21 protein-coding genes are annotated in these 26,794 nt (G+C 71.8%); 9 read left to right on the top strand and 12 right to left on the bottom strand.

Translation table 11 applies throughout. The features are described 5' to 3' along the window. Nucleotides 1-41: 41 nt before the first annotated feature. Nucleotides 42-1,883 (top strand): N-acyl-D-amino-acid deacylase family protein, encoded by a 1,842-nt coding sequence (locus tag ABR737_RS19960; protein WP_350251524.1) that lies wholly within the window; start codon nt 42-44, stop codon nt 1,881-1,883. Between the two features lie 169 nt (nt 1,884-2,052). Continuing rightward, nucleotides 2,053-3,513, top strand: a complete 1,461-nt coding sequence (locus ABR737_RS19955) for an aldehyde dehydrogenase family protein (protein WP_350251523.1) — start codon at nt 2,053-2,055, stop codon at nt 3,511-3,513. Nucleotides 3,514-3,643: 130 nt separating this feature from the next. Here the strand turns inward: ABR737_RS19955 and ABR737_RS19950 are convergent, their stop codons facing one another. Both ABR737_RS19950 and ABR737_RS19945 read right to left on the bottom strand, forming a co-directional pair. Then, on the bottom strand, nt 3,644-4,606 hold the full coding sequence (locus ABR737_RS19950; RefSeq protein WP_350251522.1) for a quinone oxidoreductase family protein: 963 nt from the start codon (nt 4,604-4,606) through the stop codon (nt 3,644-3,646). Nucleotides 4,607-4,687: 81 nt separating this feature from the next. Then, nucleotides 4,688-6,238 carry a CehA/McbA family metallohydrolase gene (locus ABR737_RS19945; protein WP_350251521.1) on the bottom strand — a complete coding sequence of 517 codons (1,551 nt, stop codon included), beginning with the start codon at nt 6,236-6,238 and terminating at the stop codon, nt 4,688-4,690. Between the two features lie 231 nt (nt 6,239-6,469). Here ABR737_RS19945 and ABR737_RS19940 point away from each other — a divergent pair, with 231 nt between their 5' ends. The 3 genes from ABR737_RS19940 to ABR737_RS19930 all read left to right on the top strand — a co-directional run bounded on the left by ABR737_RS19940 (nt 6,470) and on the right by ABR737_RS19930 (nt 10,971). Beyond that, nucleotides 6,470-7,294, top strand: coding sequence for a TIGR03619 family F420-dependent LLM class oxidoreductase (locus tag ABR737_RS19940; protein WP_350251520.1), 825 nt, complete (start codon nt 6,470-6,472; stop codon nt 7,292-7,294). Between the two features lie 470 nt (nt 7,295-7,764). Continuing rightward, nucleotides 7,765-8,163: a VOC family protein gene (locus tag ABR737_RS19935; protein WP_350251519.1), complete on the top strand. Its 399-nt coding sequence runs from the start codon at nt 7,765-7,767 to the stop codon at nt 8,161-8,163. Nucleotides 8,164-8,322: 159 nt separating this feature from the next. Next, nucleotides 8,323-10,971: a bifunctional FO biosynthesis protein CofGH gene (locus ABR737_RS19930; RefSeq protein ID WP_350251518.1), complete on the top strand. Its 2,649-nt coding sequence runs from the start codon at nt 8,323-8,325 to the stop codon at nt 10,969-10,971. Nucleotides 10,972-11,112: 141 nt separating this feature from the next. On the opposite strand, the gene ABR737_RS19925 is transcribed toward ABR737_RS19930, so the two are convergent. Beyond that, nucleotides 11,113-11,370, bottom strand: a complete 258-nt coding sequence (locus ABR737_RS19925) for a hypothetical protein (RefSeq protein WP_040900550.1) — start codon at nt 11,368-11,370, stop codon at nt 11,113-11,115. 108 nt (nt 11,371-11,478) lie between these two features. After that, complete coding sequence (locus tag ABR737_RS19920) at nt 11,479-12,438, bottom strand: D-2-hydroxyacid dehydrogenase family protein (RefSeq protein WP_350251517.1); 960 nt, start codon at nt 12,436-12,438, stop codon at nt 11,479-11,481. A gap of 200 nt (nt 12,439-12,638) precedes the next feature. Between ABR737_RS19920 and ABR737_RS19915 the strand changes: the two genes are divergently transcribed. Continuing rightward, nucleotides 12,639-13,757: an ADP-ribosylglycohydrolase family protein gene (locus ABR737_RS19915; protein ID WP_350251516.1), complete on the top strand. Its 1,119-nt coding sequence runs from the start codon at nt 12,639-12,641 to the stop codon at nt 13,755-13,757. 88 nt (nt 13,758-13,845) lie between these two features. Here the strand turns inward: ABR737_RS19915 and ABR737_RS19910 are convergent, their stop codons facing one another. Then, complete coding sequence (locus tag ABR737_RS19910; RefSeq protein WP_350251515.1) at nt 13,846-14,631, bottom strand: SDR family oxidoreductase; 786 nt, start codon at nt 14,629-14,631, stop codon at nt 13,846-13,848. Nucleotides 14,632-14,717: 86 nt separating this feature from the next. Next, nucleotides 14,718-15,947, bottom strand: a complete 1,230-nt coding sequence (locus tag ABR737_RS19905; protein ID WP_350251514.1) for an aminotransferase-like domain-containing protein — start codon at nt 15,945-15,947, stop codon at nt 14,718-14,720. 139 nt (nt 15,948-16,086) lie between these two features. Between ABR737_RS19905 and ABR737_RS19900 the strand changes: the two genes are divergently transcribed. Continuing rightward, nucleotides 16,087-16,974 (top strand): hypothetical protein, encoded by an 888-nt coding sequence (locus ABR737_RS19900; RefSeq protein ID WP_350251513.1) that lies wholly within the window; start codon nt 16,087-16,089, stop codon nt 16,972-16,974. A 119-nt stretch (nt 16,975-17,093) separates the two neighbouring features. Here the strand turns inward: ABR737_RS19900 and ABR737_RS19895 are convergent, their stop codons facing one another. From ABR737_RS19895 to ABR737_RS19885, 3 genes are all read right to left on the bottom strand, one after another. Beyond that, the gene (locus tag ABR737_RS19895) at nt 17,094-17,303 is read right to left on the bottom strand and encodes a DUF397 domain-containing protein (RefSeq protein WP_350251512.1); all 210 of its coding nucleotides are present in this window, start codon (nt 17,301-17,303) and stop codon (nt 17,094-17,096) included. A gap of 195 nt (nt 17,304-17,498) precedes the next feature. Next, a complete protein-coding gene (locus ABR737_RS19890; protein WP_350251511.1) occupies nt 17,499-18,365 on the bottom strand; it encodes a helix-turn-helix domain-containing protein in 867 nt (288 codons plus the stop codon). A gap of 317 nt (nt 18,366-18,682) precedes the next feature. Continuing rightward, a complete protein-coding gene (locus ABR737_RS19885) occupies nt 18,683-19,444 on the bottom strand; it encodes a GOLPH3/VPS74 family protein (protein WP_350251510.1) in 762 nt (253 codons plus the stop codon). A gap of 224 nt (nt 19,445-19,668) precedes the next feature. Between ABR737_RS19885 and ABR737_RS19880 the strand changes: the two genes are divergently transcribed. Together ABR737_RS19880 and ABR737_RS19875 are read left to right on the top strand one after the other, a co-directional pair. Continuing rightward, nucleotides 19,669-22,701: a D-alanyl-D-alanine carboxypeptidase gene (locus ABR737_RS19880; protein WP_350251509.1), complete on the top strand. Its 3,033-nt coding sequence runs from the start codon at nt 19,669-19,671 to the stop codon at nt 22,699-22,701. Nucleotides 22,702-22,980: 279 nt separating this feature from the next. Next, nucleotides 22,981-24,486, top strand: coding sequence for a glycosyltransferase family 39 protein (locus tag ABR737_RS19875; RefSeq protein WP_350251508.1), 1,506 nt, complete (start codon nt 22,981-22,983; stop codon nt 24,484-24,486). A gap of 57 nt (nt 24,487-24,543) precedes the next feature. Here the strand turns inward: ABR737_RS19875 and ABR737_RS19870 are convergent, their stop codons facing one another. From ABR737_RS19870 to ABR737_RS19860, 3 genes are all read right to left on the bottom strand, one after another. Further along, nucleotides 24,544-25,476, bottom strand: a complete 933-nt coding sequence (locus ABR737_RS19870; protein ID WP_350251507.1) for an ATP-grasp domain-containing protein — start codon at nt 25,474-25,476, stop codon at nt 24,544-24,546. Next, complete coding sequence (locus ABR737_RS19865) at nt 25,473-25,862, bottom strand: ADP-ribosylation/crystallin J1 (RefSeq protein ID WP_350251506.1); 390 nt, start codon at nt 25,860-25,862, stop codon at nt 25,473-25,475. The genes ABR737_RS19870 and ABR737_RS19865 overlap by 4 nt, the downstream gene beginning before the upstream one ends. A 180-nt stretch (nt 25,863-26,042) precedes the next feature. Further along, nucleotides 26,043-26,762, bottom strand: a complete 720-nt coding sequence (locus ABR737_RS19860) for an ArsR/SmtB family transcription factor (protein ID WP_350251505.1) — start codon at nt 26,760-26,762, stop codon at nt 26,043-26,045. Nucleotides 26,763-26,794 lie beyond the last annotated feature (32 nt).

Genomic DNA, 26,794 nt, shown 5'->3' with positions numbered 1-26,794 from the left:
ACCCGCGGAATTTCCGCCCAGGGGAAGGGGACGCACCGCCCATGCTCGACCACCTGATCAAGGGCGCGACCGTTGTGGACGGCACGGGAACGCCCTCGTACACCGCCGATGTCGGCATCCGTGACGGCCGTATCGCCGTCATCGCCCCGACCGGGGCGGGGGCCGGGACCGGGACCGGCGCAGGCACCGGCAGCGGGAACGGGAGCGGGGTTGGTATCGGCCCCGGCCCCGGTCCCGGCGTCGGCCCCGGCGTCGGCATCGGCACCGAGGAGGCGAGGACGAGCGAGGACGCGACCGGCCTCGTCCTCGCCCCCGGCTTCGTCGATCCGCACACCCACTACGACGCGCAGCTGTTCTGGGACCCGTACGCCACTCCCTCGCTCAACCACGGGGTGACGACCGTGGCGGGCGGCAACTGCGGCTTCACCCTGGCGCCGCTGCACCCCGGGCGGCCCGGCGACGCCGACTACACCCGCCGGATGATGTCCAAGGTCGAGGGCATGTCCCTGGTGGCGCTCGAAGAGGGCGCCCCCTGGACGTGGAGTTCGTTCGGCGACTACCTGGACGCGCTGGAGGGACGGATCGCCGTCAACGCGGGCTTCATGGTGGGCCATTGCGCGCTGCGGCGGTACGTGATGGGCGCGGACGCCATCGGCGGGCAGCCGACAGCCCGGCAGCTGGAAGAGATGCTGGCGCTCTTCCACGAGGCGATGGAGGCCGGGGCCTGGGGCTTCTCCACCACGCAGTCCTCCACCCACTCCGACGGCTACGGGAAGCCGGTCGCCTCCCGGCACGCCGGACCGGAGGAACTGCTCGCGCTGTCGCGGGCCGTCGCCGCGCACGAGGGCACCCAGATCGAGGCGATCGTGTCGGGCTGCCTCGACCAGTTCGGCGACGACGAGATCGAGCTGCTGGTGGCGATGAGCGCGGCGGCCGGACGGCCGCTGAACTGGAACGTGCTGACGATCGACGCGGCGGTGCCCGCACGGGTGCCGCGCCAGCTGCTCGCCGGCGAGCGGGCCCGGGAGGCCGGCGGCCGGATCGTGGCCCTGACGATGCCGATCCTCACCCCCATGAACATGTCCCTGGGCACCTTCTGCGCGCTGAACCTCCTCCCCGGCTGGGGCGAGATCCTGGGCCTGCCGGTACCCGAACGCATCGCGAAGCTCCGTGACCCCGGCGTACGGCACGAGATGCTGCGGCGCGCGGAGAGCAAGGAGGCGGGGGTCTTCCGGCGGCTCACCGACTTCGGCCGGTACGTCATCGGGGACACCTACTCCCCGGAGAACGAGGGCCTGACCGGGCGCGTCGTCCAGGACATCGCGGCCGAGCGCGGCCTGGAGCCCTTCGCCTGCATGGTCGAGATCTGCGCCAACGACCGGCTGCGGACGGTGCTGTGGCCGATGCCCACCGACAACGACCCGGCCTCCTGGGCGCTGCGCGCCGAGACCTGGCAGCACGAGGACGTCCTGCTGGGCGGCTCCGACGCGGGCGCGCATCTGGACCGGATGTGCGGTGCGCCGTACACGACGCGCTTCCTCGGCGACTGCCTGCGCGGCAGGAAGCTGGTGGGCCTGGAGCAGGCGGTGAAGATGCTCACCGATGACCCCGCGCAGCTCTTCGGCCTGCGGGAGCGCGGCCGCATCGAGGAGGGCTGGCACGCCGACCTCGTGCTCTTCGACCCGGAGCGGATCGACGCGGGCAAGGCCACGCTCGTCCACGATCTGCCCGGCGACAGCCCGCGGCTGGACTCCCGGGCGGTCGGCATCAACGCGGTGTGGGTCAACGGCGTCGAGACGATCCGCGACGACGTGGTGACCGGCGCGGTGCCGGGAACCGTGCTGCGGTCGGGCCGGGACACGAGGACGGTGAACACGAAATGACGGGAGTGGTGGGCCCGGCGCATGGGGGTGGTGCGTGTGAAGTGACGGGGGTGGGGCCGGGGCCGGATCAGGGGCGCGGTCAGGGGCTCGGTCCGCGTCACGTAGCCGTGGTGGAAGGGCAGAGAGGGGATCGAGGAAATAGAGGGGACATGGGCGCGGTGAGTGCCAGGTGACGGTCTCGGAACGGCTGTTCATCAGGGGTGAGTGGGTCGAGCCCGACGGTGGTCGCTACGAGGTCATCGACCCGGCGACGGAGGCGGTCGTCGGGCTCGCGCCCGAGGCGAGCCGGGCGCAGGTGTACGAGGCGGCGGCCGCGGCGCGCGAGGCTTTCGGGCCCTGGTCGCGCACTTCGCCGCAGGAGCGTGCCGCGATTCTCGACCGGGCTGCGGAAGTGATGCAGCGCGACTTCGCGGCGCACGCCGAGCTGGCACAGGCGGAGAGCGGGGCCACGACCCGGACCGCGCGCGGGATGCAGGTCGCGGTGGGGGTGGCGCGCTTCCGGCGGTATGCGAAGGGGGCGCTGGAGCCGGTCGAACAGGGGCTGCCTCCGCAGATCAACGAGGCGGGGCCGACTGGGCGGGCGGCCGTGCTGGGTGCTCTCGCCGTACGCCGGCCCGTCGGCGTGGTCGCCTGCATCACCTCGTACAACAACCCGTGGGCGAACCCGGCGGGCAAGATCGCCCCGGCGCTGGCGATGGGCAACACCGTCGTCGTGAAGCCCGCCCCGCAGGACCCGCTGTCGGTGTACCGGATGGCGGCGGCGCTGGCGGAGGCGGGTGCGCCGCCGGGAGTGGTGAATGTGGTGAGCGGTGCTTCCGCGGAGGCCGGTGAGGCGGCCGTGGACTCGCCGGACGTGGACATGGTGAGCTTCACCGGTTCCACGGCCATCGGGCAGCGCATCGCCGAGGTGTGCGGACGAGGGATGAAGCGCCAGCTCATGGAGCTGGGCGGCAAGGGCGCCGCGGTGGTCTTCGACGACGCGGACCTGGACTCCGCGGTGGCCGGTATCGGCACCACCTACTCCTTCTACAGCGGGCAGATCTGTACGGCGCCGACGCGGGTGATCGTGCAGAGAGGGGTGTACGAGGCGCTGGTCGAGCGGCTGACCCGCTACATCGGGCATCTCCGGGTCGGCGATCCCCGTGCGCAGGGGACGGTGGTCGGGCCGGTGATCTCGGCCGCGCACCGCGACCGGGTCGAGTCGTATGTGGAGCTGGGCAGGAAGGAAGGCGCACGGGTCGTGGCGGGTGGCGCACGGCCGTCCGTTCCGGAGCGCGGCTTCTACGTCGCGCCGACGCTGCTGACCGACTGCACCCCCGATATGCGGGTCGTCCGGGAGGAGATCTTCGGTCCGGTCGTCGTGGTGGTGCCCTTCGATGAGGAGGACGAGGGGGTGGCCCTCGCCAACGACAGCGACTACGGGCTCATCGACTACGTGTGGTCCGGCGACACCGCCCGCGCCTTCCGGGTGGCCGGGCAACTGCGGGCCGGCGGGGTGGGTGTGAACACGGTGGGCCGCAACATGGAAGCGCCCTTCGGGGGTTTCAAGCGCAGCGGGGTCGGCCGGGACGTGGGCTCGTACGCCCTGCATGCGTACAGCGAGTGGCAGGCGATTGTCTGGGCGGGGTGAGGGAAGGCGGGGCCGGGGCGCGGGGTCACTTCTGCCGGACCTGCCGATGCGGTGCGAGGAGACCGGGCGGGGAAGGGGGACCGCCGGTCGGCTTCAGGGTCAGCTGTGAGGGTCGGCTTCGAGATCGGATTCACGGGCGGAGGACCAATTTGCCCTTTGTGCGGCGGCCGAGCAGATCCTCGTGCGCGTCGCGAGCACGCGCGAGGTCGTACTCCGCGCCGACCAGCGGCCGCAGGCATCGTCGTGCCGTGAGGTCGAGCAGTTCCTTGAGTGCCGTCCCACCGGGGCCGTTGCGGGCAAGGAGCGGGATGAGCCAGAAGCCGGCGACGCCGATGTTCTCCACCGCGAGGCGGTTCGGCACGAGGGGAGCGGCGGCCTGTCGGGAGGAGGCGCCATACGTGACCAGTCGTCCGAGGTATCCGAGTGTGTCCAGTGCGGCGTCGAGGACCGGGCCGCCGATGGCGTCCAGGATGATGTCGACCGGGCGTCCGTGGTTGGCCGCGAGGATCCGGTCCTTGTAGCCCTCCGCGTCGCCGTCGATCGCCGCGTCCGCGCCGAGTCCGAGGGCAAAGGCGCGCTTCTCCTCGGAGGACGCGGTGGCGATGACGCGGCCCGCCCCGAACTCCCGGGCCAGTTGGACGGCGAGACTGCCTGTCCCGCCCGCGGCGGCATGGACCACCACGCTTTCGCCGGGCCGCACCCGGGCGACCGACCGCAGCACATGCCACGCCGTCAGGCCTTGTATGAGCAGGGACAGCGCCTGGCCCGCGCTCACCCCCTCCGGTAAGGCGACAAGGTCGCGGTCGGGGACGACGGTCTTCGCCGCATAGCCGCCCTGCGGGACGTACCCGAGGACCCGCCGGCCGTCGGCGGTCCGGCCGACGACCTCCATGCCCGGGATGCGCGGCAGCGGCCCCCTCGGCGCGTTCGGGCCCTCGGTGTGCTCGCCCGCGATGTGCTTGATGTCGCCGAAGTTGACGCCCGCGGCCTCCACTTCGACCAGGGTCTCGCCCGGCCCCGCCACCGGGTCCGGCACCTCGGCCTCGGTCAGGACCTCCGGGTCACCGAATCGTTCGAACTGCATGGCACGCATGGATGCCCCTCCCGGGATTGGTCGTATTGCCTGTGACTGATCATGGCTCTCCGTCCGCGACCGGTCACGTTCCCTGCCGGATCAGTCCCAGCGGCCCAGGAAGACCGGGTTGGTCATGGCCGCCATGGGACCCGGCAGGTCCGCTGCCGTCGGAGGGTGGCGGACTTCCGCGCGTATGTAGGCGGCGTGGTCGGGGGTGGTCTGCCAGGTGACGGTGCCGCTGCCCGAGGCGGGGAGCGGGGTGGAGTACAGGCGCCCCTGGTCGGTGAGGAAGGAGACCGTGCAGCCCGGGGCGCCGGAGACCTTCAGACGGGCCGTGACCTTCGCCGTACGGGGGAGCTCCAAGCGCTCGGCGATCCCGGCGTGTTCGCCGCGCTCACCGGTGACGGAGAAGGCCAGATCGACCTTCGACGATTCGGCGATCCAGACCCGGCCCGCCCGGATGCCGTCCTGCAGCGCACGGCGCGAGAGATCGTCGGCGAGCACCACGGTCTGCGGCAGGCCCACCACATCCGGGTCGCGGTGAGCGTCGCTGTGGCCGACGGCCGGCAGCCAGTCCGCGCGGCCACGGGTGTGGGCAACGAGGGTGTTGTCCCATTCGGCGAGGGTGATCTCGTCATCGGGGGTGTACGGGCCGTTCCAGACCTCCACCGCATCGGCCTCGTTCAGCCCGAACTTCCAGTGGCAGCCGATGCAGGTGGCGTGCGGATGCGCCGGGATGACCAGGCCGCCGGCCCGCCGGATGGCGCGCGCGTACTTTCCGAAGGCGTTGTCGCGGGCCCGGTAGCGCCAGTCGATGAAGGCCTCGGGGTCGGTGCCCATCGCCACCACGTGCCCGTTGCGGGTGGTGACCTCTTCGCCGGTCAGGATCAGCAGGTCATCGCCCCACAGACCCTCCCAGGCGCGGTGCGCGGAGGTGGTGTTGTGCTCGGAGGTGTTGAGGAAGTCCAGCCCGGCGGCGCGGGCCAGCGCGGCGATCTCGGCGGGAGTGCGTTTGCCGTCGGAGTGGACGGAGTGCAGATGGCTGTCGCCGCGGTACCAGGCACGGCCCCGGCCCCGGGCGCGTTCGGGCGGATGGACGGGCGCCGGGGTGTGCCCCGGGGGCCCGTACCGCAAGGTGACCGTGACGTCGTAGGACAGCCCCTGGGGCGCGACCGTGTACGGCCCCAGGGCGATATGCCAGGTGCCTGCGTTGACGGGGCCCGGCAGATATCCGGGGGTGGCTTCGTCGGCGCGCAGGAAGAACTCCGTACGCGCCCCGCCCGACCAGCCGCGGAAGCCGGCGCCGCCGAGGCCCGTGCCCCGCTCGTCGAAGATGCCGATGTCACAGGCGTTGCCGGGGGTGCCCTCGGGGACGGTGGGCTTGTCGTAGCGGTAGGCAACCGCGATCTCGCGGACGCCGTGCGGCACCTCGACCGGCAGATACACGAAGTCCGGTGCTCCCGTGGGCAGATGGCCGGTCACCCGCCGGGTCTGCTCGCCCGGCCCGTCCCCGGACTGCCCGCTTCCGCCCGGCCCGCCTCCGGGCCGCCCGGCAGCGGGTGTGGCGTCGGCGAAGCTCACACGTCCGAGCGTAAACGCACCCGTCGCGCCCGCAACCGCCGAAAGTCTCAGAACGTCGCGTCGTTCCATATCGGCCCCCGTCCATCTCCGTCTCCCCGTGCCGCCTCGGGCCTGTCCCATGCGCCTGTCGTGCCCGTCCGTTCCGCCCGCGGGCGTCTGGTTCCGCTGCGCGGCCGGCTCGTCGCACCGCGTGAAAACTGTTGTACGCGCGTGTGACGGAGAGCGAAAGGCCTGTGGATAACCGTCGGGCGGTGAGGCACCATGCGGTCACTCACCCGCCTGACACGGAGGTGTTCCCGCATGCGGATCGCGACCACGATCTTCCTGACCGACGAGACGATCCGGCCGGACCGGCTGGGCCGCGAGCTGGAGCAGCGCGGTTTCGCCGGCCTCTATCTCCCCGAGCACACCCACATCCCCGCCGGCCGGGACACCCCCGCCCCGATGGGCGAGCCGCTGCCCCGCGAATACGGCCGTACCCTCGACCCGTTCATCGCGCTCGGCCAGGTCGCCGCGGTCACCGAACGGCTCGCCCTCGGCACCGGCATCACCCTCGTCGCCCAGCACGACCCGGTCGACCTCGCCAAGCAGATCGCGACCCTCGACTTCCTCTCCGGCGGCCGCTTCACCCTCGGCATCGGCTACGGCTGGAACGTCGAGGAGGCAGCCGACCACGGCGTCGAGTGGTCGACCCGGCGGGAGCTGACCCGCGACCGGGTGGCGCTGATGCGCGCCCTGTGGGCCGAGGAACCGACCGCGTATCAGGGCGCATTCGGGTCCGTACGGGCCTCCCTCGCCCACCCCAAACCGCTGCACGGCGCACCGCGCACCCTCCTCGGCGGCTCGGCCGGCCCCAAGCTCTTCGGGCAGATCGCCGAGTACGCCGACGGGTGGCTGCCGATCGGCGGCCGCGGGCTGACGGAGACCGTTCCGGTACTACGGCAGGCATGGTCGGACGCCGGGCGTACGGGCGAGCCGGTGGTGGTGCCCTACGCGGTCCAGCCCTCGGCCGGGAAGCTGGCGCACTACCGCGAGCTGGGCGTGCAGGAGGTGGTGCTGCAGCTGCCGCCCGCCGGGGAGGCCGAGGTGCTGCGGACGTTGGACGACTTCGCGCAGTACCTGTGACGGGTGACGCAGGGGAGTGCGGCGTGCGGGAGGGGTGACGGACGGCGGAGCGGACGGCGGAGACGGCGGAGGGATGGCGGAGCGGATGGCGCACGGGCCCCGGGGGAGGGCCCTCCACCGGCCGGCTGCCTGCGGCGGCCTCGGACCCGGCCTAGGACCAGCGGTGTACCGCTTCCCGCCCGGGTCGGTACCGGAGAACGATCCGCTGCGGCCTCCGCAGTCGTAGCGTCGAAGGTGAAGGGCCGCGGATCTCCCCGCAGACCGGCGGCCCGGTGAGAACGGTGAACGGCCAGGAAGATCAACCGTCCCGGAAGATCGGCGGCTCAGGTGGTCAGCGGCCCAAGGCGATCAGCGGTCCATGAAGGCCGTGGGCCAAAAAGGCCGATGGGCCAAGGAGCCCGACGGCCCGCGCTGCCTCAGCAGATCAGGGGACACGTTGACCGCCCGGCCAGAGAGATCAAGGAGATCCCATGCCTCGCCTCGACCACACGATCGTGCACAGCAAGGACCGTTTCGCCTCCGCCCGGTTCCTGGCCGGTCTGCTCGGCGCGCCCGAACCCAAGGCCTACGGTCCCTTCGCGGCCCTGAAGCTCGACAACGGGGTGACCCTCGACTACGCCGAGCACGTCGCGGGCGGCGAGTTCGTCCCCACGCATTACGCGTTCCTGGTGTCCGAGGGCGAGTTCGACACGATCTTCGACCGCATACAGGAGCGGGAGCTCTCCTACTGGGCCGACCCCATGCACACCAGGCCACAGGAGATCAACACCCGGGACGGCGGCCGCGGTCTGTACCTCAACGACCCCGACGGCCACAACATGGAGTTCCTGACCCGGACATACTCCGACGAACTGCTGGCCGGTATGTAGACGTACCAGGGGCCGCCGCTGTGCAAGCGTGCCCGGAACCGCCGCCGGGAAGTGCCCCTTCCGGGCCCGGACGGAACCACGGGCCGTAGTGATCAGTGGCACACCGACCACTCGATCTCCGGCGGCGGCGCTGTCGGTGGGCGCTCGTATCCTCGGAGGATGACTTCCAGCGTGCAGGGACCTGACCAGGCATCGGACCAAGGGACCGGCCACGAAAGGGCCTCCGGTCCCGCCTCACAGGAGCGGCCGGCGGCCAACGCGATGCGCCGTGCGCTCAAGCGGGCCCGCGACGGTGTGGCGCTGGACGCCGGCGAGGCCGCGGTGCTGCTGCAGGCGCGCGGCGCGGACCTCACGGACCTGTGTGCCTCCGCGGCCCGGGTGCGGGATGCCGGCCTGGAGGCCGCCGGCCGCCCCGGAGTCATCACGTACTCCCGCGGGGTCTTCATCCCCCTGACGCGCCTGTGCCGGGACAAGTGCCACTACTGCACCTTCGTCACCGTCCCCGGCAAGCTGCGCCGTGACGGCCACGGAATGTTCATGTCGCCCGACGAGGTGCTGGACATTGCCCGCCGCGGCGCCGAACTGGGCTGCAAAGAAGCCCTCTTCACCCTGGGCGACAAGCCGGAGGACCGCTGGCCCGAGGCCCGCGAATGGCTGGAGGCGCACGGCTACGACGACACGCTCTCGTACGTCCGCGCCATGGCCATCCGCGTCCTGGAGGAGACCGGTCTGCTGCCGCACCTCAACCCCGGGGTGCTGTCCTGGACGGACTTCCAGCGGCTCAAGCCCGTCGCCCCGTCCCTGGGGATGATGCTGGAGACGACCGCCGAGCGGCTGTGGAGCGAGCCCGGCGGTCCCCACTACGGATCGCCCGACAAGGAGCCGGCCGTCCGGCTGCGTGTCCTGGAGGATGCCGGACGCTCCAACGTCCCCTTCACCACCGGACTGCTCATCGGCATCGGGGAGACGTACGAGGAGCGCGCCGAGTCGCTGTTCGCGCTGCGCCGTATCCAGCGCGCGTACCACGGCATCCAAGAGCTGATCATGCAGAACTTCCGCGCCAAGCCGGACACGGCGATGCGCGGCATGCCGGACGCCGAGCTGGAGGAGCTGGCCGCGACCATCGCGGTGGCCCGGCACATCATGGGCCCCTCGACGCGCATCCAGGCACCGCCCAACCTCGTCGACGGCGAGTACGCAATGCTCATCGACGCCGGGATCGACGACTGGGGCGGCGTCTCCCCGCTGACCCTCGACCACGTGAACCCCGAGCGCCCCTGGCCCCAGATCGACGAGCTGACCGAGCGCTGCGCCGCCTCCGGGTTCGAGCTGCGGGAACGGCTCCCCATCTACCCGGAGTTCCTGCAGCGCGGTGAGCCCTGGCTCGACCCCCGCCTGCTGCCCCATGTACGGGCGCTCGCCGACCCGGAGACGGGCCTGGCCGTGGAGGACGCCCCCGTGGTGGGCCGCCCCTGGCAGGAGCCCGACGAGGGCTTCACGATGATCTCGTCGGGCCGTACGGACCTGCACCACACCATCGACACCGAAGGCCGCACCGCCGACCGCCGCGACGACTTCGACGAGGTCTACGGCGACTGGGAGGCACTGCGGGAGGCCGCCGCCCCGGGGATGGCACCGGAGCGCATCGAAGCCGACGTGCGGCAGGCCCTGTCGCAGGCCGCCGACGACCCCACCCGGCTCACCGACGCCCAGGCCCTGGCGCTGCTGCACGCCGACGGGCCCGCCCTGGACGCCCTCTGCACCATCGCCGACCACCTGCGGCGCGACACCGTGGGGGACGACGTCACCTACATCGTCACCAGGAACATCAACTTCACCAACGTCTGTTACACGGGCTGCCGCTTCTGCGCGTTCGCGCAGCGCCGCACCGACGCCGACGCCTACACCCTCTCCCTCTCCCAGGTGGCCGACCGCGCCCAACAGGCGTGGGACGTAGGGGCGGTGGAGGTGTGCATGCAGGGCGGCATCCACCCCGACCTGCCCGGCACGGCGTACTTCGACATCGCGCGCGCCGTGAAGGAACGCGTCCCCGGTATGCATGTGCATGCCTTCTCGCCCATGGAGGTCGTCAACGGCGCGACGCGTACGGGCCTGTCCATCCGCGAGTGGCTTTCCGAGGCCAAGGCCGCCGGGCTGGACAGCATCCCCGGCACCGCGGCCGAGATCCTCGACGACGAGGTCCGCTGGATCCTCACCAAGGGCAAACTGCCCACCGCCACCTGGGTCGAGGTCATCAAGACCGCCCATGAGCTGGGGATCGGCTCGTCCTCGACGATGATGTACGGCCATGTCGACCAGCCGCGCCACTGGCTGGGCCATCTGCGGCTGCTGGCACAGATCCAGCAGGAGACGGGTGGCTTCACGGAGTTCGTCACCCTCCCCTTCATCCACACCAACGCCCCCGTCTACCTCGCAGGCATCGCCCGCCCCGGCCCCACCACGCGCGACAACCGCGCGGTGACCGCGATGGCCCGGGTGCTGCTGCACCCCCACATCACCAACATCCAGACCAGCTGGGTCAAGCTCGGGACCGAAGGCGCGGCCGAAATGCTCCGCTCCGGCGCCAACGACCTCGGCGGCACGCTGATGGAGGAGACCATCTCCCGGATGGCGGGCTCGAGTTACGGCTCCTACCGCTCCATCCAGGACCTGATCGCCATCGCCGACCTGGCCGGCCGCCCGGCCCGCCCGCGCACCACGACGTACGCCCCGGTCACCGAAGAACGCCGGGCCGCCGCCCTCGCCTCGGACGGCCATCTGCCGGAGCTGCTGCCGGTCGTGGAGTAGCCGGGGAGCGGGCCTGCACCGGGCGCGGAAGGCGGCGCCGGCGCCACGAGGCCCGCTGCCTGACGCGCCGGCGCCACGAGGCCGGCTGCCCGGCGCGCCGCCCCCCGGGATCCGGCGCTCCGGCCGGCCGCGGGGGCCCCGCTACTCGCCGCCCTCGTACTCGGCCTCGTGCTGCAGGATGCACTGCTGCCACTGCGACAGTGCCTCCTCGCGGTCGCCTCCGCTGTCCTGGGCGGCGACGATCAGCGCGTCGGCGGCCATCGCGGCGAGCCGTACCGCGATATGGCAGACATCGCTCTGGGGGAGCGGACGGAGGAGTTCCACCGCGCCGTCGCTGTCCCCGGAGAGCGCGGAGGCGACAACGGCCATGGTGGTGCGATCCCACTCGTACTCGGACATGGGGACAGCATGCCCAGCGGGCACCGCCGCCATGATCGAACGGTTGACCCCCCGGGCGGGGGCCGGGCGGCTCTGCCGTCCGCCGGCCCCGGCGCCGCCCGCTCCGCGTCAGCCCAGTTCGCGGACCGGGCTGCCCGCCAGGAAGGCGGTGATGTCCTCGATGGCCTGCTGGAAGTAGCCCTCGTAGTTGCGGCGGGTGGCATAGCCGAGGTGGGGGAGGGCGAGCACGTTCGGGAGGGTGCGCAGCGGGTGGCCGGCGGGCAGCGGCTCCTGGTCGAAGACGTCCAGGCCGGCACCGGCGATCCCGTGCTCGCGCAGCGCCCGCAGCAGCGCGGACTGCTCGACGATGGCGGCGCGGGAGGTGTTGACGAGGTACGCCGTCGGCCGCATCCGGCGCAGTTCGTCCGCGCCGAGCAGGCCGCGGGTGCGGTCGCTGAGCACGAGGTGCACGGAGACGAAGTCGCTCGCCTCCAGGAGCTCTTCCTTGGAGGCGGCGAGCCGGACGCCCGCCTCCGCGGCGCGCTCGGCAGTCAGATTCCGGCTCCAGGCCGTCAGGTTCATGCCGAAGGCCTGGCCGATCCGGGCGACCCGGGTGCCGATCTTGCCGAGGCCGAGCAGGCCGAGCGTGCGGCCGTGCAGATCCGCGCCGAGCGTGCTCTGCCAGGGCCCGTCGGTGCGCATCGCGGTGCTCTCGGTGACGAGGTGGCGGGCGAGGCCCAGGACCAGCGCCCAGGTCAGTTCGACGGGCGGCTCGGTGTTGCTGGCCGTGCCGCAGACGGTGACGCCGTGCCGGGCGGCGGCCGCCAGATCGATGGCGGCATTGCGCATCCCGGAGGTGACCAGGAGCCGCAGACGGGGCAGCCGGGCCAGGAGCGAGGCGGGGAACGGGGTGCGCTCGCGCATCGCGACGACGATCTCGCAGTCGCCGATCCCCGCCACCACGTCGTCCTCGGAGCCGAGGGGCTGCCGCAGCGTACGGACGTCCACGGCGCCCGCCAGGAGGGACCAGTCGGCCATCGAGAGGGCGCTGTCCTGGTAGTCGTCGAGTACGGCGCAGCGCAACGTCATGCGGATTCTCCCAGGAGGGCGAGGAGGGCGGCCGGGGTGGCCGGATGGTACTGATCGGGACCGTACCGGCCAAAAGCCTCCTTGTGAGTGACTATTCGCATTACCCTCCTGGCCGAAAATTGATCAATCCTGAACGATTACAGTGCTGCCCCAGGGGGCCTCTGCTAGGCCCCCGAACGTCGTGAGCTTCGGGAGGCGCAATGAGCGCAGCGGGAGGCGGCGCCATCTGGGGGCGCGCGGAACAGCAGGACTTCCGTAGCCGGGTACGCGGCTGTCTGCTCGGCGGCGCCATCGGCGATGCGCTCGGTGCCGGTATCGAATTCGACTCGCTGGATGCGATCCGCACGGCGCACGGCCAGGAAGGCGTGGCTGATTTTGTACCCGCCTTCGGGCGGCGCGGCGCGGTCACCGACGACACCCAGATGACCCTGTTCACCGTGGACGGGCTGATCCGGGCCCAGGTGCGCCGCGACACCGGCGCCTGGCATCCGCCCACCGACGTCCACCGCGCCTATCTGCGCTGGGCCGCCACCCAGCGCGACTGGGGCCCGGACGAGCGCAAGAAGGACGACGGCTGGCTCGCCCGCGAGGAGTGGCTGTACTCCCGCAGGGCGCCCGGCCAGGCCTGCCTGAGCGGCCTCGGTGACGAGGTGATGGGCACCCTCGAAGCGCCCAAGAACCCGGACTCGAAGGGCTGCGGCGCGGTGATGCGCTCCGCGCCGTTCGGCCTGCTGGTCGGCTGGGAGCCGCAGCTTGTCTTCCAGCTCGCCGCCGAGTGCGGGGCGCAGACGCACGGCCACCCCACCGGCTATCTGGCGGCCGGCGCCTTCGCGGTCATCAGCCATTCGCTGGCCCGCGGCGAAGACCTCGACGGCGCCGTGCAGAAGGCGCTGGCGCACCTGGCCACCCGCCCGGGCCACGAGGAGACCACCGACGCTCTCAAGCGCGCGCTCGGCGCCGTGCGGCAGGGCATGCCGACACCCGCCCGGGTGGAGTCGCTGGGTGCGGGCTGGACGGCCGAGGAGGCGCTGGCGATCGGCGTGTACTGCGCACTGGTCGCCGAGGACGTCCGGCACGGCCTGCTGCTCGCCGTCAACCACAGCGGGGACAGCGATTCCACCGGCGCCATCTGCGGCAACCTGCTGGGGACCCTGCACGGCGAGACGGCGCTGCCGCCGGTGTGGCTGGTCGAGCTGGAGGGCCGGGAGACGATCCTGCAGCTGGCCGACGACTTCTCGATGGAGATGACGCAGGGGCCCGCGCTGCACGGCCCGGCCGGCTCGTCGCCGGGGTGGCTCGCCCGGTACCCGCGGGCCTGACCGGCCGTACGCAGACGGACCGGCCGTACCGGAGACGGACCGGCCGGGGCGCGGGCCCGGTGGTGCGGCCCGCGGAGGGGCGGGGCCGCTACCGCATCAGCTCCCCCGCGTTGACCAGCAGCGACTGGCCGGTGATGGCACGCGCCCGGTCGGAGGCCAGGAAGACCGCACACTCAGCCACGTCCGCGTCCGTCGCCAGCTCGGGCAGCGCCATCCGCTCCGCCAGCCGGCCCAGCACCTCCGCTTCCGGAACGCCTTCACCGTGCGCCTGGAACGTGACGTACGCCTCCACCGGCGGGCCCCACATCCACCCGGGCTGCACGGTGTTGACCCGTATCCGGTCCGGCCCCAGCTCCCGCGCAAGCGAGTACATCGCCGAGACCAGCCCGCCCTTGGACGCCGCGTACGCCGCCTGCTGCACCTGCGAGGGGGCGGCGACCGACGACTGGGTGCCGATCATCACCACCGAGCCGCCGCCGCGCGCCACCAGGGACGGCAGGCAGGCGCGGGTCATCCGCAGGGTGCCGAAGAGATTGACGTCCACGACGCTGCGCCAGGAGTCGAAGTCGGCGTCCCGCAGGCCTCCGAAGAGCGAGTCCAGCGCCGCGACATGGACCACCGCATCGATCCCGCCGAACCGCTCCACGGCCAGCGCGGCCAGCGCCTCGCACTGCTCCTCGTCGCCGATATCGGTCGCCCGCCAGGCCGTGCGGCCGCCCGAAGGGTCGATCTGTGCCGCCGATTTGGCGAGATTCGCCTCCGTACGGGCTCCCAGCACCACCGAGGCACCGTCCCGTACACAGGCCGCCGCGACCTGATGGCCGAGCCCGGCTCCCACGCCCGAGACGATGACGGTCTTGTTCCGCAGCAGCATGTGTGCCTCCCGGCCGGTCCCGCGACGCGCTTCTGATGGCGCGTCAGGTTAGGCCCGGGGGACAGGGAAAGCCAGAGCTGCCGCCGTCAGGGGCCTTCGCTCCGGCGCGCCCCCTCCAGAGCCTTCTGCAGCCGTCCCAGCCCCTCGCGGATCTCCTCCGGGGAGTGCGTCACGAACGACAGACGGACGGCGGTCGCATCCGGCGGCCCCGCGAAGAACGGCGCCCCGGGGACGTAGGCGACGTCATGCCGCACCACCTCGGGCAGCAGCGCCGTCGCGTCGTACCCCTCGGGCAGGGTCGCCCACACGAACATGCCGCCGGCCGGCCGGTTCCACCGCGAACCGCCGGGCAGCGCCGTGGACAGCCCGTCGACCAGGGCGTCCCGCCGTGCCCGGTAGGCGTCGCGCACCCGCCGCAGATGGGCATCGAGGTCGGCGACCGCCAGATACCGGGCCGCGGCCGCCTGGTCGACGGTCGAGGTGTGCAGATCGGCGGCCTGCTTGGCGATGACACAGGCCCGCCGCAGAGCGGCCGGCGCCCGTACCGACCCCAGCCGCAGACCGGGCGCCATCACCTTGGAGAACGAGCCCAGCAGCGCCGTACGGTCCTCGGCCCCGGGAAAAGAGGCGACCCACGGCACCGGCTCACCCTCGAACCGCAGCTCGCCGTACGGGTCGTCCTCGGCGATCCACAGTCCGCGCCGGGCGGCGACCTCGGCGACCGCGGCCCGGCGCTCGGCGGACAGGGTGCGGCCGGTGGGGTTCTGGAACGTCGGCACGAGGTAGAGCAGCTTGGGCCGCTCGCGCGCGGTGATCTCGTCCAGCGCGGCCGGGTCGAGCCCTTCGTCGTCGGTCGGCACCGGCACCACCCGGGCGCCCGCGAAGGAGAAGGTCTGCAACGCCGCGAGGTAGCAGGGGTCCTCGACCAGCACCACATCGCCCGGCTCCAGCAGGGCCGTGACCAGCAGCGTCAGGCCCTGCTGGGAGCCGGTGGTCACCAGCACGTCATCGGCCTCGGTGGGCAGTCCGCGTGCGGTCGTCCGCGCCGCGACGGCCGCACGCAGCGCCGGATCGCCCTCACTGGTGGAGTACTGCAGGGCCCGCATCGGCTCCTCGGCCAGTACATGCTGGAAGGCCGCCGCTATGCCTGCCGCGTCGAACAACTCGGGCGCGGGCAGCCCGCCGGCGAACGAGATGACCTCGGGCCGGGCGGTGAGCGCCAGGATGTCGCGTACCGGCGAACTGCCGGTTCGCGCCACCCGTGCGGCGAGTCCCGGGACGGCGGTGGCCGCGGAGGCAGGGATCGAGTCCGACATGACGGCTCCCATCACTCATGTCTGCGATCGACCGGCGTCAACTGCAGATGTCGGGCAGCCTAAGGGGGCCGGGGAGCGGTGTGCAGGGCGGATACGCAGGGCTCCACATATGACGCGTCGTCAGCTACACCTGTCTGTCATGACCGCAGACAGCAAAGCAACGCCGCCCGATACAGACGGCACCGGCACCCCCACCGCCACCGGGCCCGCCGCCTACGCCGAGCTGGCCGCCGTCGGCCCTTACGGTGTGCGCCCCGGACATGCGCTGATCACCATGGTCGAACCGCATCCGGGGCACGAATACGCCTACAACCGCTGGTACGAGGACGACCACTACATCGCGGGCGCGATGGCGATGCCGTGGATGTTCGCCGGCCGCCGCTGGGTGGCTACCCGTGACCTGCAACTGCTGCGCCGCCCGGAGAAGTCCGCCGTCGCACAGCCGGTCACGACAGGCTGCTATCTCTCCACCTACTGGCTCACCGAGGGCCGTTACGACGAGCACATGAAGTGGACCGTCGGCATCAACCAGCGCCTCAACCGGGACGGCCGGGTCTACCAGGACCGTACGCACGTCTTCACGGCCTTCCAGGAGCATGTGGCGACGGTCTACCGGGACGGCGCCGCCGGCCCCCGCGACTTCCATGCACTGGACCACCCCTACGCCGGGCTGGTGCTGGAGGTCATCGACACGGAGGGGCCGGAGCAACGGGCCGAGCTCGTGGAATGGCTGTGTGCCCGCCACCTTCCCCGGCGGCTGACAGGCTCCCCGGCGGCGATGGTGACCGTCTTCCGGCCGACGCCGCTGCCGGGGGACCGGATGTCCTATGTGAAGCAGGTCGTGGGGGTGGACACCCGGCTGACCCTCCTGTGGTTCCTCCAGCAGGACCCGCGCGACGGCTGGACGGCACACTTCACCGGCCTGGAGGAGGAGGTCGCGGAGCCGGCGCTGGGGCGGGTGGAGTTGCTGGCGCCGTTCATCCCGACGGTGCCCGGGACGGACCGGTACGTATCCGAGCTGCGCTGAGGGAGGGCACGGGTACGGGGATGGGCGCGGGCATGGCCGAGCCCCCTCGGCCGGGACGGCGATCCAGTCGAGAGGGCTCGTATCTGCGGACTGCGGACTGCGGACGGTGACGGCTCAGGTCACGCCAGGTCGAACGCGCCACCGGCGACGTCCGACACAAAGCGGTTCCAGGAGGAGTTGTCGAACGTGAGGCGCGGACCGTCGGGGTCCTTGGAGTCCCGCACTGCAATAGCGGTGACGGCGGGCACGGCGATTTCCACGCAGGCGCCGTTGCCACCGGAGTACGAGGACTTGGTCCAGGAGAATGCGGAATTGGGCTGCACGGCCATGTTCACTCCAACTCACTCTGAGTTACCGCGGATTCGGTAGTGATGACGCTACGCGCCAACATCACGAGCCGCAGAGGCCGTTCACCCGTCCGAATGGCATATTTCTTGATCCCTATTCACGGAGGCGGGTGCAGGTGTACCGTGCCAGCCTCTCCGCAGGAATGCCGGTTCCGTACTATTTCTCCCCGACGGGCCTCACCCCGCGGCATCCGCATGGGATTTCGCCGCGGCAGCGATGAACTCCCGGCTCTGCTCGGCGCTCAACGCCTGTGCGCGCAAATGCTCGTACATGATCGTGTACTTGTGCACATCGTTGGTCTTCTCCAGATAGAGATCGCTGGTGACGCCCTCGATGTACACCACGCTGGAATCGGCGGCGTCGTCGAATTCGAGGATGGAGAACGTTCCCGACATGCCGGCGTGCGCCCCGGTGTCGTACGGAAGAATCTGGACCGTCACATGCGGCAATTGGCTCATCTCGACGAGGTGGTCCAGTTGCTCGCGCATGATCAGGTGACTGCCGACCACCCGGCGCAGCGCGCTCTCGTCCAGGACTGCCCACAGCCGCAACGGGTGCTCGGCATCATTGATCCGGTCCTGGCGCCGCATCCGCACCTGAATGCGCTTCTCCAAATGGTCGGGCGCCAGCTCGGGGACCGTGCCGGGAATGACCGCCTCGGCATAGCCGGGTGTCTGCAGCAGACCGGGCACCAGCAGGGATTCATACACCCGCAGCGAGGCGGCCTCGGTCTCCAGGCCGATGTAGACGCTGTACGGGATGTCGCCGAAGGCGTGCCACCACCCCTGTTGGCGGGAATCCTTGGCCATCTGCATCAGCGAATCCACGATGCGGTGGTCTTCGACCTCGTAGACCCCGCACAGATCGCGGACATCGCGCTGGCTGATGCTGCGACGCCCGTTCTCGAGTCTGCTGATCTTCGACTGCGAGACGAGCAGCCGGTCCGCCACCTCTTCTGCCGTCATGCCTTTGGTCTCTCGAAGCCTGCGCAGCTCCTGGCCCAATCGGCGTCGCCTGACGGTGGGGTTGACGTTGGACGCCACGCTAAGTGCACCTCCGGCTCCGTACTGCTGTTTTCTGGTCAGCAGACTGCCACCAACGGTCCACGTCGCGCTGGCAAATGGCTGGACAAGGTGGTCACGTTGGAAATTCGGGGCCGGAATCGGGAAAATGCGCGCGCGCAGCTGCGCGGGGTGGCGGGCCGGCCGTCGTCCAGAACGGCCGGCCCGCCACCCCGCGCTTCTTGCTGCGGCTCCCGAACGGGATCGTGGGGACGGTGCTGCGTGGTCCGATGTGCGGTGGTGCCGTGGTGCGGTGGGTGCAGCGGTGGCCGTGAGGCGCCGCCGGGTGTCTTACGGCGTCAGCGGGCGCCCACCCGGGCCATCCGCCCGTGGCCGTGCCGCGACTGGCCCGGCGCACCGGCCGGTTCCGCCGAGGCCCGGGCCGCCGGTTGCCGTACTGCTCCCGCCACGGTGGCCTGCGGCCGCCGTGGCTGTGCCGCGGCGCCGTTCTGCACATCCATGACGGCGTGTGCGACCAGTCCGCCCATCGGGTCGTGCCGGATCAGATCCCGGAGACGGGAGCGCGATGAACGCCCTTCGTTCCCTGGATACAGATGCTTGCCGAGACCGACCGCATGGGCCAGCGCGGCGAGCGCCGCGGTCCGCGGGTCCGGGGGTACGCCCGTGCGGATCGCGTTGTCCAGCCGGGCCCTGATTTCCCGGCTGATGGCTGTCTCCGTCGCCTGGTAGCGCGTCGTCGGCAGCACCCCGCACATCTGTCCCGCCACGGCATGCACCATGCCGCACCGTTCCAGGTGCGTGAGGTAGGTCTGGCGCAGCCCCAGCCGGGGCCCGCCGATCCAGTGGACCGCGCGCACCGGACTGCCGCGTCGGCGCAGCAGTTCGAGCGCGGAGTCCAGAGTTGGATCTCCTGTCGGCCGTGCCATCACCACGGCGATACGATCCCCGTCTGGGGCTATCCGTCCTGCCAGAGCCAGCTCTACTAGCTGGGCCCCGGCCAGGCCGAGGTCGAGCGACTGCGGCTGCGCTGTGGTACCCGTCGTCGGGTCCAAAGCGAGCAGCAGAAGCTCCTCCGGAATTGTTCTGCGGCTCCTGCCCATCCATGCCTCCCCGCGTGGATGAATGACAGGGTGACCCCTCTCACATTCATCTGTCGAGGGTGCGTGGGGGGTTCGGTAGGGAACCGGTAGGTATGTCGTTCTCGTCTTGCACGTAGGCGACATCTTTCTGTGGGGTGCGGCGCCTACCGGTACGCGTGGCGGCGAGATGGTGCCACGCGGACACAGGACACTTGGGAACACTGGGCCAGGCAGCGTGGCGACGTATGAAGGAGACATCGGTGGCGGGCGAGTCCCCCGACAAGTCGGACAAGAAGCAGTCGTCGGGAAAGACGGCGCGGAGCAAACGCGATCCGCGCCTGTCCGCCTTCCGCGGGGAGCCGGCCGACCCGGCGAAGGAATCGGGGGCCGGGACGGACTCGAAGCCTGAGAAAGAGCCGGAGGCAGCGGCAGCGCCGAAGCCTGCGGCGAAGTCGGAATCCGGGGCGAAGTCGGGGTCCGGTGTGAAGTCGGAGTCCGCAGCCGGGTCGGAGTCTGAGGCCGGGGCCGAAGCGTCTGAGGGGGCTTCTGAGGGGGCCGGGGCGCCTGAGGCGTCGGAGGCGCCTCAGGAGGCCGCTGAGGCTGCCGAGGGTGCCGGTAGCGGCGGCGGGGGTGGCGACGAGCGCCTGCGGGCCGCTGTGGCCGCCTGGGTCGCCGGGGAAGGCGACAAGGATGCCGAGGGCGCCGAGGATGCCGAGACCGGCTCCGAGGGTGCCGAGGCCGGCGACGACGGCGATGCAGAGGGTGCCGAGGGTGCCGTCGCAAAGTCGGAAGTGAAGCAGGGAGCGGAGCCGGAAGCGGGGCACGGGAAGGCCCCGGTGAAGGCTGAGGGCGCACCGGAGGGTGAGTCCAAGGGCGGTCGCGGCGACTCCGGGTCTGCTCAGCCGCAGCCGGAGCCCAAGGCTGCGTCGAAGGACGAGTCCGAGGGGGAGGGCGCGTCGTCGCCCAAGGCCGAGGCCTCGTCCAAGGCTGAGGAGTCGTCCAGGACTGAGAAGTCGTCCAAGAGCGAGTCCGCCGCCGAGGTGGTCGATCAGCCGACCGCCGTTTTCACCGTGGGGCCGCAGAAGGGCAAGCCCGGCGCGAAGGCCGACGGCAAGGGCGAGGCTGACGGCAACGGCAGCGGCGATGCCGATGCCGAGGCCGATGGGACGGCGGTGGATGAAGCCACCCGTGTATTTGCTGTCGCGAAGCTGAAGGGGAAGGGTGCGGCGGCCGGCGCCGTCGACCAGGCGACCACCGCGTTCAAGATCAACCCGCCCGCCAGGGGCGAGGGTGCCGCCAAGGTCACGACCCCGGCCAAGGGCAAGGACGCCGCCAAGAGCGAGGTCGTCGCCAAGGGCAAGGCCGAGAGCAACGGCACTGCGGAGAGTAAGTCCGAGGGCAAGGGCAAGCCCGACGCCAAGGACGGAGCGGGTGCCGAGGGCAAGGCAAAGGGCAAGGCGGAGGACGAGGCCAAGACCGGCGCCAAGGCCGATGCCAAGGCGACGCCTGGTCCCGAGCGGGACTCCGAGCGGACCAGCCAGTTCGTGGCGCTGAAGTCGGCGGACGACGGTACCGCCGGCAGGTCGCTGGGCAAGACGGCGCCCAGGACGCCCGCCCGTACGCCCGACAACGCCGCGGAACAGCCCGCGGACAAGGCAGCGGGCAAGACGGCCGACAAGGCCGCCGACAAGGCGCCCGACAAGGCCGCGGGCAAGACGGCCGACAAGCCGGAGGGCAAGGCAGCCGCCGCGCCCCCCGCCGCCAAGCCCGCCGCGCCCGCCAAGCCCGCCGCGCCCGCCAAGCCCGCCGCGCCCGCCAAGCCCGCCGCGCCCGCCAAGGCCTCCGGGGCGGCCGCGCCGCCCAAGCCCGCCGGCCGGCCGGGTGCCATGCCGCCCGCCGCCACGGGAGCCACGGGCGCCGCCGCTCCCGCCGCGCTGCCCGAGTCGGAGCAGACCAAGCAGCAGCCCCTGCCGCCACTCGATCTCCTGGCGCAGCTCACCAACACCCCGCCGCCGCCCGAGACCCCGCTGCGCACGGTCGTCCGCCGGTTCAAGATCTGGACCCCGCTGGCGGTGCTGCTGGTGATCATCTTTGTGGTCGCCCAGGGGGTGCGCCCGCTGCCCGACCCGACGCTCACCGTCGGCGACGCCAAGTCCTCGTTCACCTTCGAGGGCGGCAAGCTCGCCATCCCGTGGCCCGCGCAGGGGCAGGCGGCGGTCAAGGTGGTCGGCTCCGGGGACCTGGGGACGTTCGGCCCGCAGAAGCCGGTGCCGACCGCGAGCGTGGCCAAGATCATGACGGCCTATGTCATCCTCCAGGGCCACCCGCTCAAGAAGGACGAGAAGGGCCCGCAGATCGAGGTCGACGCCAAGGCGGTGACCGAGGGCGGCTCCAGGCACGAGTCCCGGATCGAGGGACTCAAGGCGGGGCAGAAGTTCAGCCAGCAGGACATGCTCAAGATGCTGATGATCCCGTCCGGCAACAACATCGCCCGGCTGCTGGCCCGTTGGGACACCAAGTCCGACAACGAGGCAGCGTTCGTGAAGAAGATGAACGCCGCCGCCAAGGACCTGGGCATGAAGAACACCACCTACACCGACCCCAGCGGCCTGGACTCCAAGACCGTGAGCACCGCCGTCGACCAGCTCAAGCTGGCCGAGGCCGTCATGAAGTTCGACGCCTTCCGGCCGATCGTCGCCACGCCCAACACCAGCATCCAGGGCCTGCCGAAGCGGATCAACAGCAATATCGACAACCTGCTGCTGGCCGGGCTGAGCATCAAGGGCATCAAGACCGGCTCCAGCACGGCGGCCGGCGGCACGTTGTCCTGGGCGGCCTACAAGACCGTGGACGGCAAGGACCAGCTGATACTGGGCACGATGATGGACCAGCACTTCAAGGGCCTGGACCCCGACGGCGCCAACAGCCTCACCCTGGTCAAGAACAACAGCAAGAAGGTCATCGAGGTCGTACGCAACGCGCTGACCTCGGCCACGGCGGTGAAGAAGGGCCAGGTGGTCGGCTATGTCGACGACGGCCTGAACGGACGCACGCCGGTCGTCGCCACCAAGGACCTGAAGGCGGTGGGAGTCCCGGGCCAGAAGCTGACGTTGAGCGTCGGTGACGGAGGAAAGACCGTCCCGCACACCGCGAAGGCCGGTACCGAGGTCGGTGTGCTGACCGTCGGCAACGGCCAGAGCAAGCAGAAGGTGCCGGTCGCCCTGCAGAAGGACCTTGTCGAGCCGTCCTTCGGGGCGAAGCTGGTCCGCATCACCTGAGCGGGCCGGGGCCGCGGGCGTCCTGCCCGCGGCCCCGGGTCACCGCACGCGGCCCCTGGTTCGCCGGCCCCGCCCGGTTCCGGGGGCCTGATCCATTCCTGCCCCGCGGCCACCGCGTGCGTTCCCTCCCCGGTCGCCGCCCGTGGCCGCCCTGCTCGCCCGTCTGGTGGCCCACTGGCGGCCCGCTCTATCGTGAGCCTGCCTTTCTGACTGTCTGTCCGTCCGTTCCGCGCGTGACCGGAGTCCGTCATCGACGTAGCGCAAGCGCAGAAGACGTACGTGTCCGCCGCGGCCGCCCGCGGTGCCCGGGCGGCACAGGGCGTGGTGGTGCTGTTGCCCTCCGGGCTGATGCTGCTCCTGGGGGCGTGGGGGATCCGCCGGCAGGGCGCCATATGGCGCGACGAGGCGGTCACCTACGACATGGCGCACCGCAGCCTGGCCGACCTGTGGCCCACGCTGCAGCACGTCGATGTCGTCCACGGCCTCTACTACGTGCTGATGCACTTCTGGTTCCGCGTCTACGACGTCACCCTCGGCGTCACCCCCGACGGCGCCTTCGGTGAGGCCGTCGCGCTGCGGCTGCCGTCCGTGGCCGCGATGACCGCCGCCGCGGCGGGAGTCGCCCTGCTGGGGGAGCGCCTGGCCGGCCGGCGGGCGGGGCTGCTCGCGGGCTGCACCTTCGCGCTGATCCCGGTCGTGCAGCAGTACGCGCAGGAGGGGCGCTCGTACGCGACGGTCTGTGCGCTGGTCGTCTGGGCGAGCTATCTGCTGGTGCTGACCGCGGCCCGCCCGCGCCGAAGGCTGTGGTTCGGCTACACGGCGCTGATGCTGTTCGCCTGCCTGCTGCACGAGTTCGCGTCGCTGGCCCTGCCTGTGCACGGCGCCGCGGCGATCCTGGCGCGGCTGCCCCGCCGGGTACTGCGCGCCTGGCTGTGCGCCGCGGGCACGGTGCTCGCCGGCCTGGCCCCGCTAGCGGTGTTCAGCATCCGGCAGTCCGAGCAGATCAGCTGGCTCATGTGGCCGGACCCCGTCCAACTGCTGACCTTCGCCGTGCTCGCGGTCCTCGGTCTCGCCTGCGCCCGGGTCCGGGTCCGCTCCCGCGGCCCGATCGGGCTGCGTGCCCTCGGCATCCCCCTGCTGCTCCTGCCCACCCTCCTCCTGCTGCTCCTCTCCCATGTCGAACCGGCCTATGTCGACCGCTATGTCCTCTACTACGTCGTGGGGTTCGCGCTGCTCGCGGGCGCCGCACTGGCGCGGCTGCTGTGGCCGGCCGGTGAGCCGGGCCAGACCCGTGGCCGGCGGCTGCGGATGATGGCGGTGGCCGCGGTGCCGGTTGCGCTGCTGCCCGTCAACGTCCATCTGCGCAGTCCGGACAGCCGGGTCGACGATGTCACCGCGATCGCGCACGCCGTACACGAGGTGGCCGAGCCCGGCGACGGCCTGTTGTTCATGCCGTCCCGCAGGCGGATCTGGCGGGCGACCCTGCCGGACGACTTCCGTGGACTGCGTGATCTCGCCCAAGCCGAGAGCCCGTTGGCCTCTCACACCCTCTACGGCACCGAGCGGTCCGGTGAGGAGATCCACGACCGGATGCTGGCCGTCCGCCGGATCATCGTCGCCGGCGACCCCGACGGGCAGCCGGTCGATGACAACGACCAGGAGATCGCCAAACGGTCCACGCTGCACACCGCGTTCGAGGTCTGCCGCACGCTGCAGGTCAGGGGCGCCCGGATCACGGTGTACGGGCGGGCGGGGGCTTGCGAAGGGCCGGGGTCGGGGCGGTAGTCGGGGGCGGGGGCGGGGGCGGGGGCGGCGGGTGCCGGCCGTCAGGCCGTGAGGCCTTCAGGGCCGTAGAGGGGGCCCTGAGTCCGCTGAGGCTTCTGAGACCCCCGAGTCCTCTGAGACCCCCGAGTCCTCTGAGACCCCCGAGTCCTCTGAGTCCCCTGGGCCCTCTGAGCCCCCTGGTTCCCCAGCGCATCCCGGCACCCCACGGGCGCGCAGGAAACGACGGTCGCTGTCCTGGACGCGCGCGTACGGACCTGCCGCGCGCAGTACCACCTCCAGCACGGCCGCCGGATCCGCGGCGTAACAGTGCGCAAAGTACGGCATATTGGCCTCCACCACGGCCCATCCGCCGCCGTCCAGCCGCCCCACATCGACCGCCGCCGCACTCGGCAGCGGGGCGAGCGCCGATAGCCGGGCGGCGAAGGCGCGGACGTCCGGGGCGTACGGGTCGTCGTCGAGCGGGGCGGGGTCCAGGCGGCCGTGGACGGCGTAGCGGGTGGCCGTGACCAGGGCGCCGTCCAGGAGGAACAGCCGGTACTCGGCGACGAAGGAGACGACCTCCGAGACGAGCACCGGAGTCTGCGGGGCGGCCGGCGGCAGCTGCGCCCCGCAGGCGACCACGCTCGGCGCGAAGGACTTGTCGCTCGGCGGTTTCACGAAGAACGGTCCGGTACGCCGTGACGCTTCCCCGTGGGTCATCAACTCGACGCTGCGGAGGGTGAGGTGACGTGGCAGCCGGGCGAGCCAGTCGTCCGGCGGGTCCAGTAGACCCAGCCGCAGCGGTCCGGCGATGCGGTCGGCGGTGCGCGGCCCGCCGTACCAGTGCACCGCCCGCCCGGCCAGCGCGCGCAGGGTGTCCGGGCCGGTCAAGGTCACCGTTTCGAGGCCGCGGCGGGCGGCCGCCCCGTTCAGCAGCCCGGCGGTGCTGGTGCGCTGCGCCGAGGTCAGCAGAACGGGAGCGGCGGTGGTGCGGCGTCGGGACGCCGTCATGATCCTTGCGGCGGGTGGAAGCTGCGGACGAGCTCGATGCGCCCGACGATATGCCGGTTGAACTCCTCCAACTCCTCCGCGGGAACCCACAGTTCGAGGATCGTCTCGCCGCCCGCCTGCCGCACCGGATAGCGCTCGGCGAAGTCCGCCTCGACCTCGAATCGGGTGACATGGCCGACGCCGGAGGCCGGCACATTCCAGTCGCGGGCGATCCGTATCGCGTAGTCCTCGTTGAGCACGGGATAGAAGATCGGCTGGTCGGGCAGGCGCGGCGGCCAGGCGCGCCAGCCGGAGGCCTCGACCAGGGCCAGCTCCTCGGGGCCGGTGGGGCGCCAGAGAGTGCGGGTGGCGGGCGCGGTCTCGTCCGGGCGCGGCGTCTCGATCATGCTCGTACGGTACGGGCGGAGGGGAGGGTGGAGCATCGGGATTTCGGGGCTCGGGGAGGGCTCGGGCGGGGCCTGGGCCCGGGTAGCTCGGGTGGGGTCGGGTCCGGGTGGCGGGCAGCCCGGGCGGGGTCGACGTTCGAGGTGCGGGCAGCCAGGGCGCGAGTTGTCCGGACCGCCCCCTCACAGCAGATCGGCCGACACCCCGTCGATCCCCAGCAGGTCCTGCAGCGCCGTCGCGCCGTCCGGGGTGAGGCGCACGGCCCGGCCGCTGCCGATCCGGCGGACCCAGTGCCCCTCCAGCAGCCGGTCGCAGAGCCGGGCGCCGGCCGTGCCCGCGAGATGGGTCCGGCGCTCGGTCCAGTCCAGGCAGCCGCGGGCCTGGGGCCGTCGCCCCGTGCGCAGCGCGGCCGGTTCGATCCCCAGGCCGTCGGTGAGCCACTGCCGCCCGGCGTCGGTGAGCGCGAACCCGCCGTCCTGGTCGAGCAGCCCCCGCCCGGTCATGGCGTCGGTGATCGTCACGCCGAGCCGGCCCGCCAGGTGGTCGTAACAGGTGCGGCCCCGGGCGAGCGCGGCGGAAGCGCTGACGGCACGCAGCCCGCGGGGCCGCTCGGCCGGCAGGTCGAGCTGTGCGATCAGGGATTCCAGCAGCTCGGCGACGCGCGGACCGGCGAGCTGCACGTAACGGTGACGGCCCTGGTGGCGCTCCACCAGCAGCCCGCCCTCGGTGAGCCGGGTCAGATGCTCGCTCGCCGTCGAGGGCGCGACCTGCGCATACGCGGCCAGCTCGCCGGCCGTCCAGGCCCGGCCGTCGAGCAGGGCCAGGCAGAAGGACGCCCGGGTGCGGTCCGCGAGCAGTGCGGCCAGCCGTGCGAGCTCGGAGCTGTACGCCGGAGTGGTCATGACTCCATTGTCCGCCGCGAGTCTTCGGCGCC

Source organism: Streptomyces sp. Edi2, assembly GCF_040253635.1.
Lineage (GTDB): Bacteria > Actinomycetota > Actinomycetes > Streptomycetales > Streptomycetaceae > Streptomyces.
Note: the sequence above shows the minus strand (reverse complement) of the source record. Positions and strands in the feature narration are given on the sequence as shown.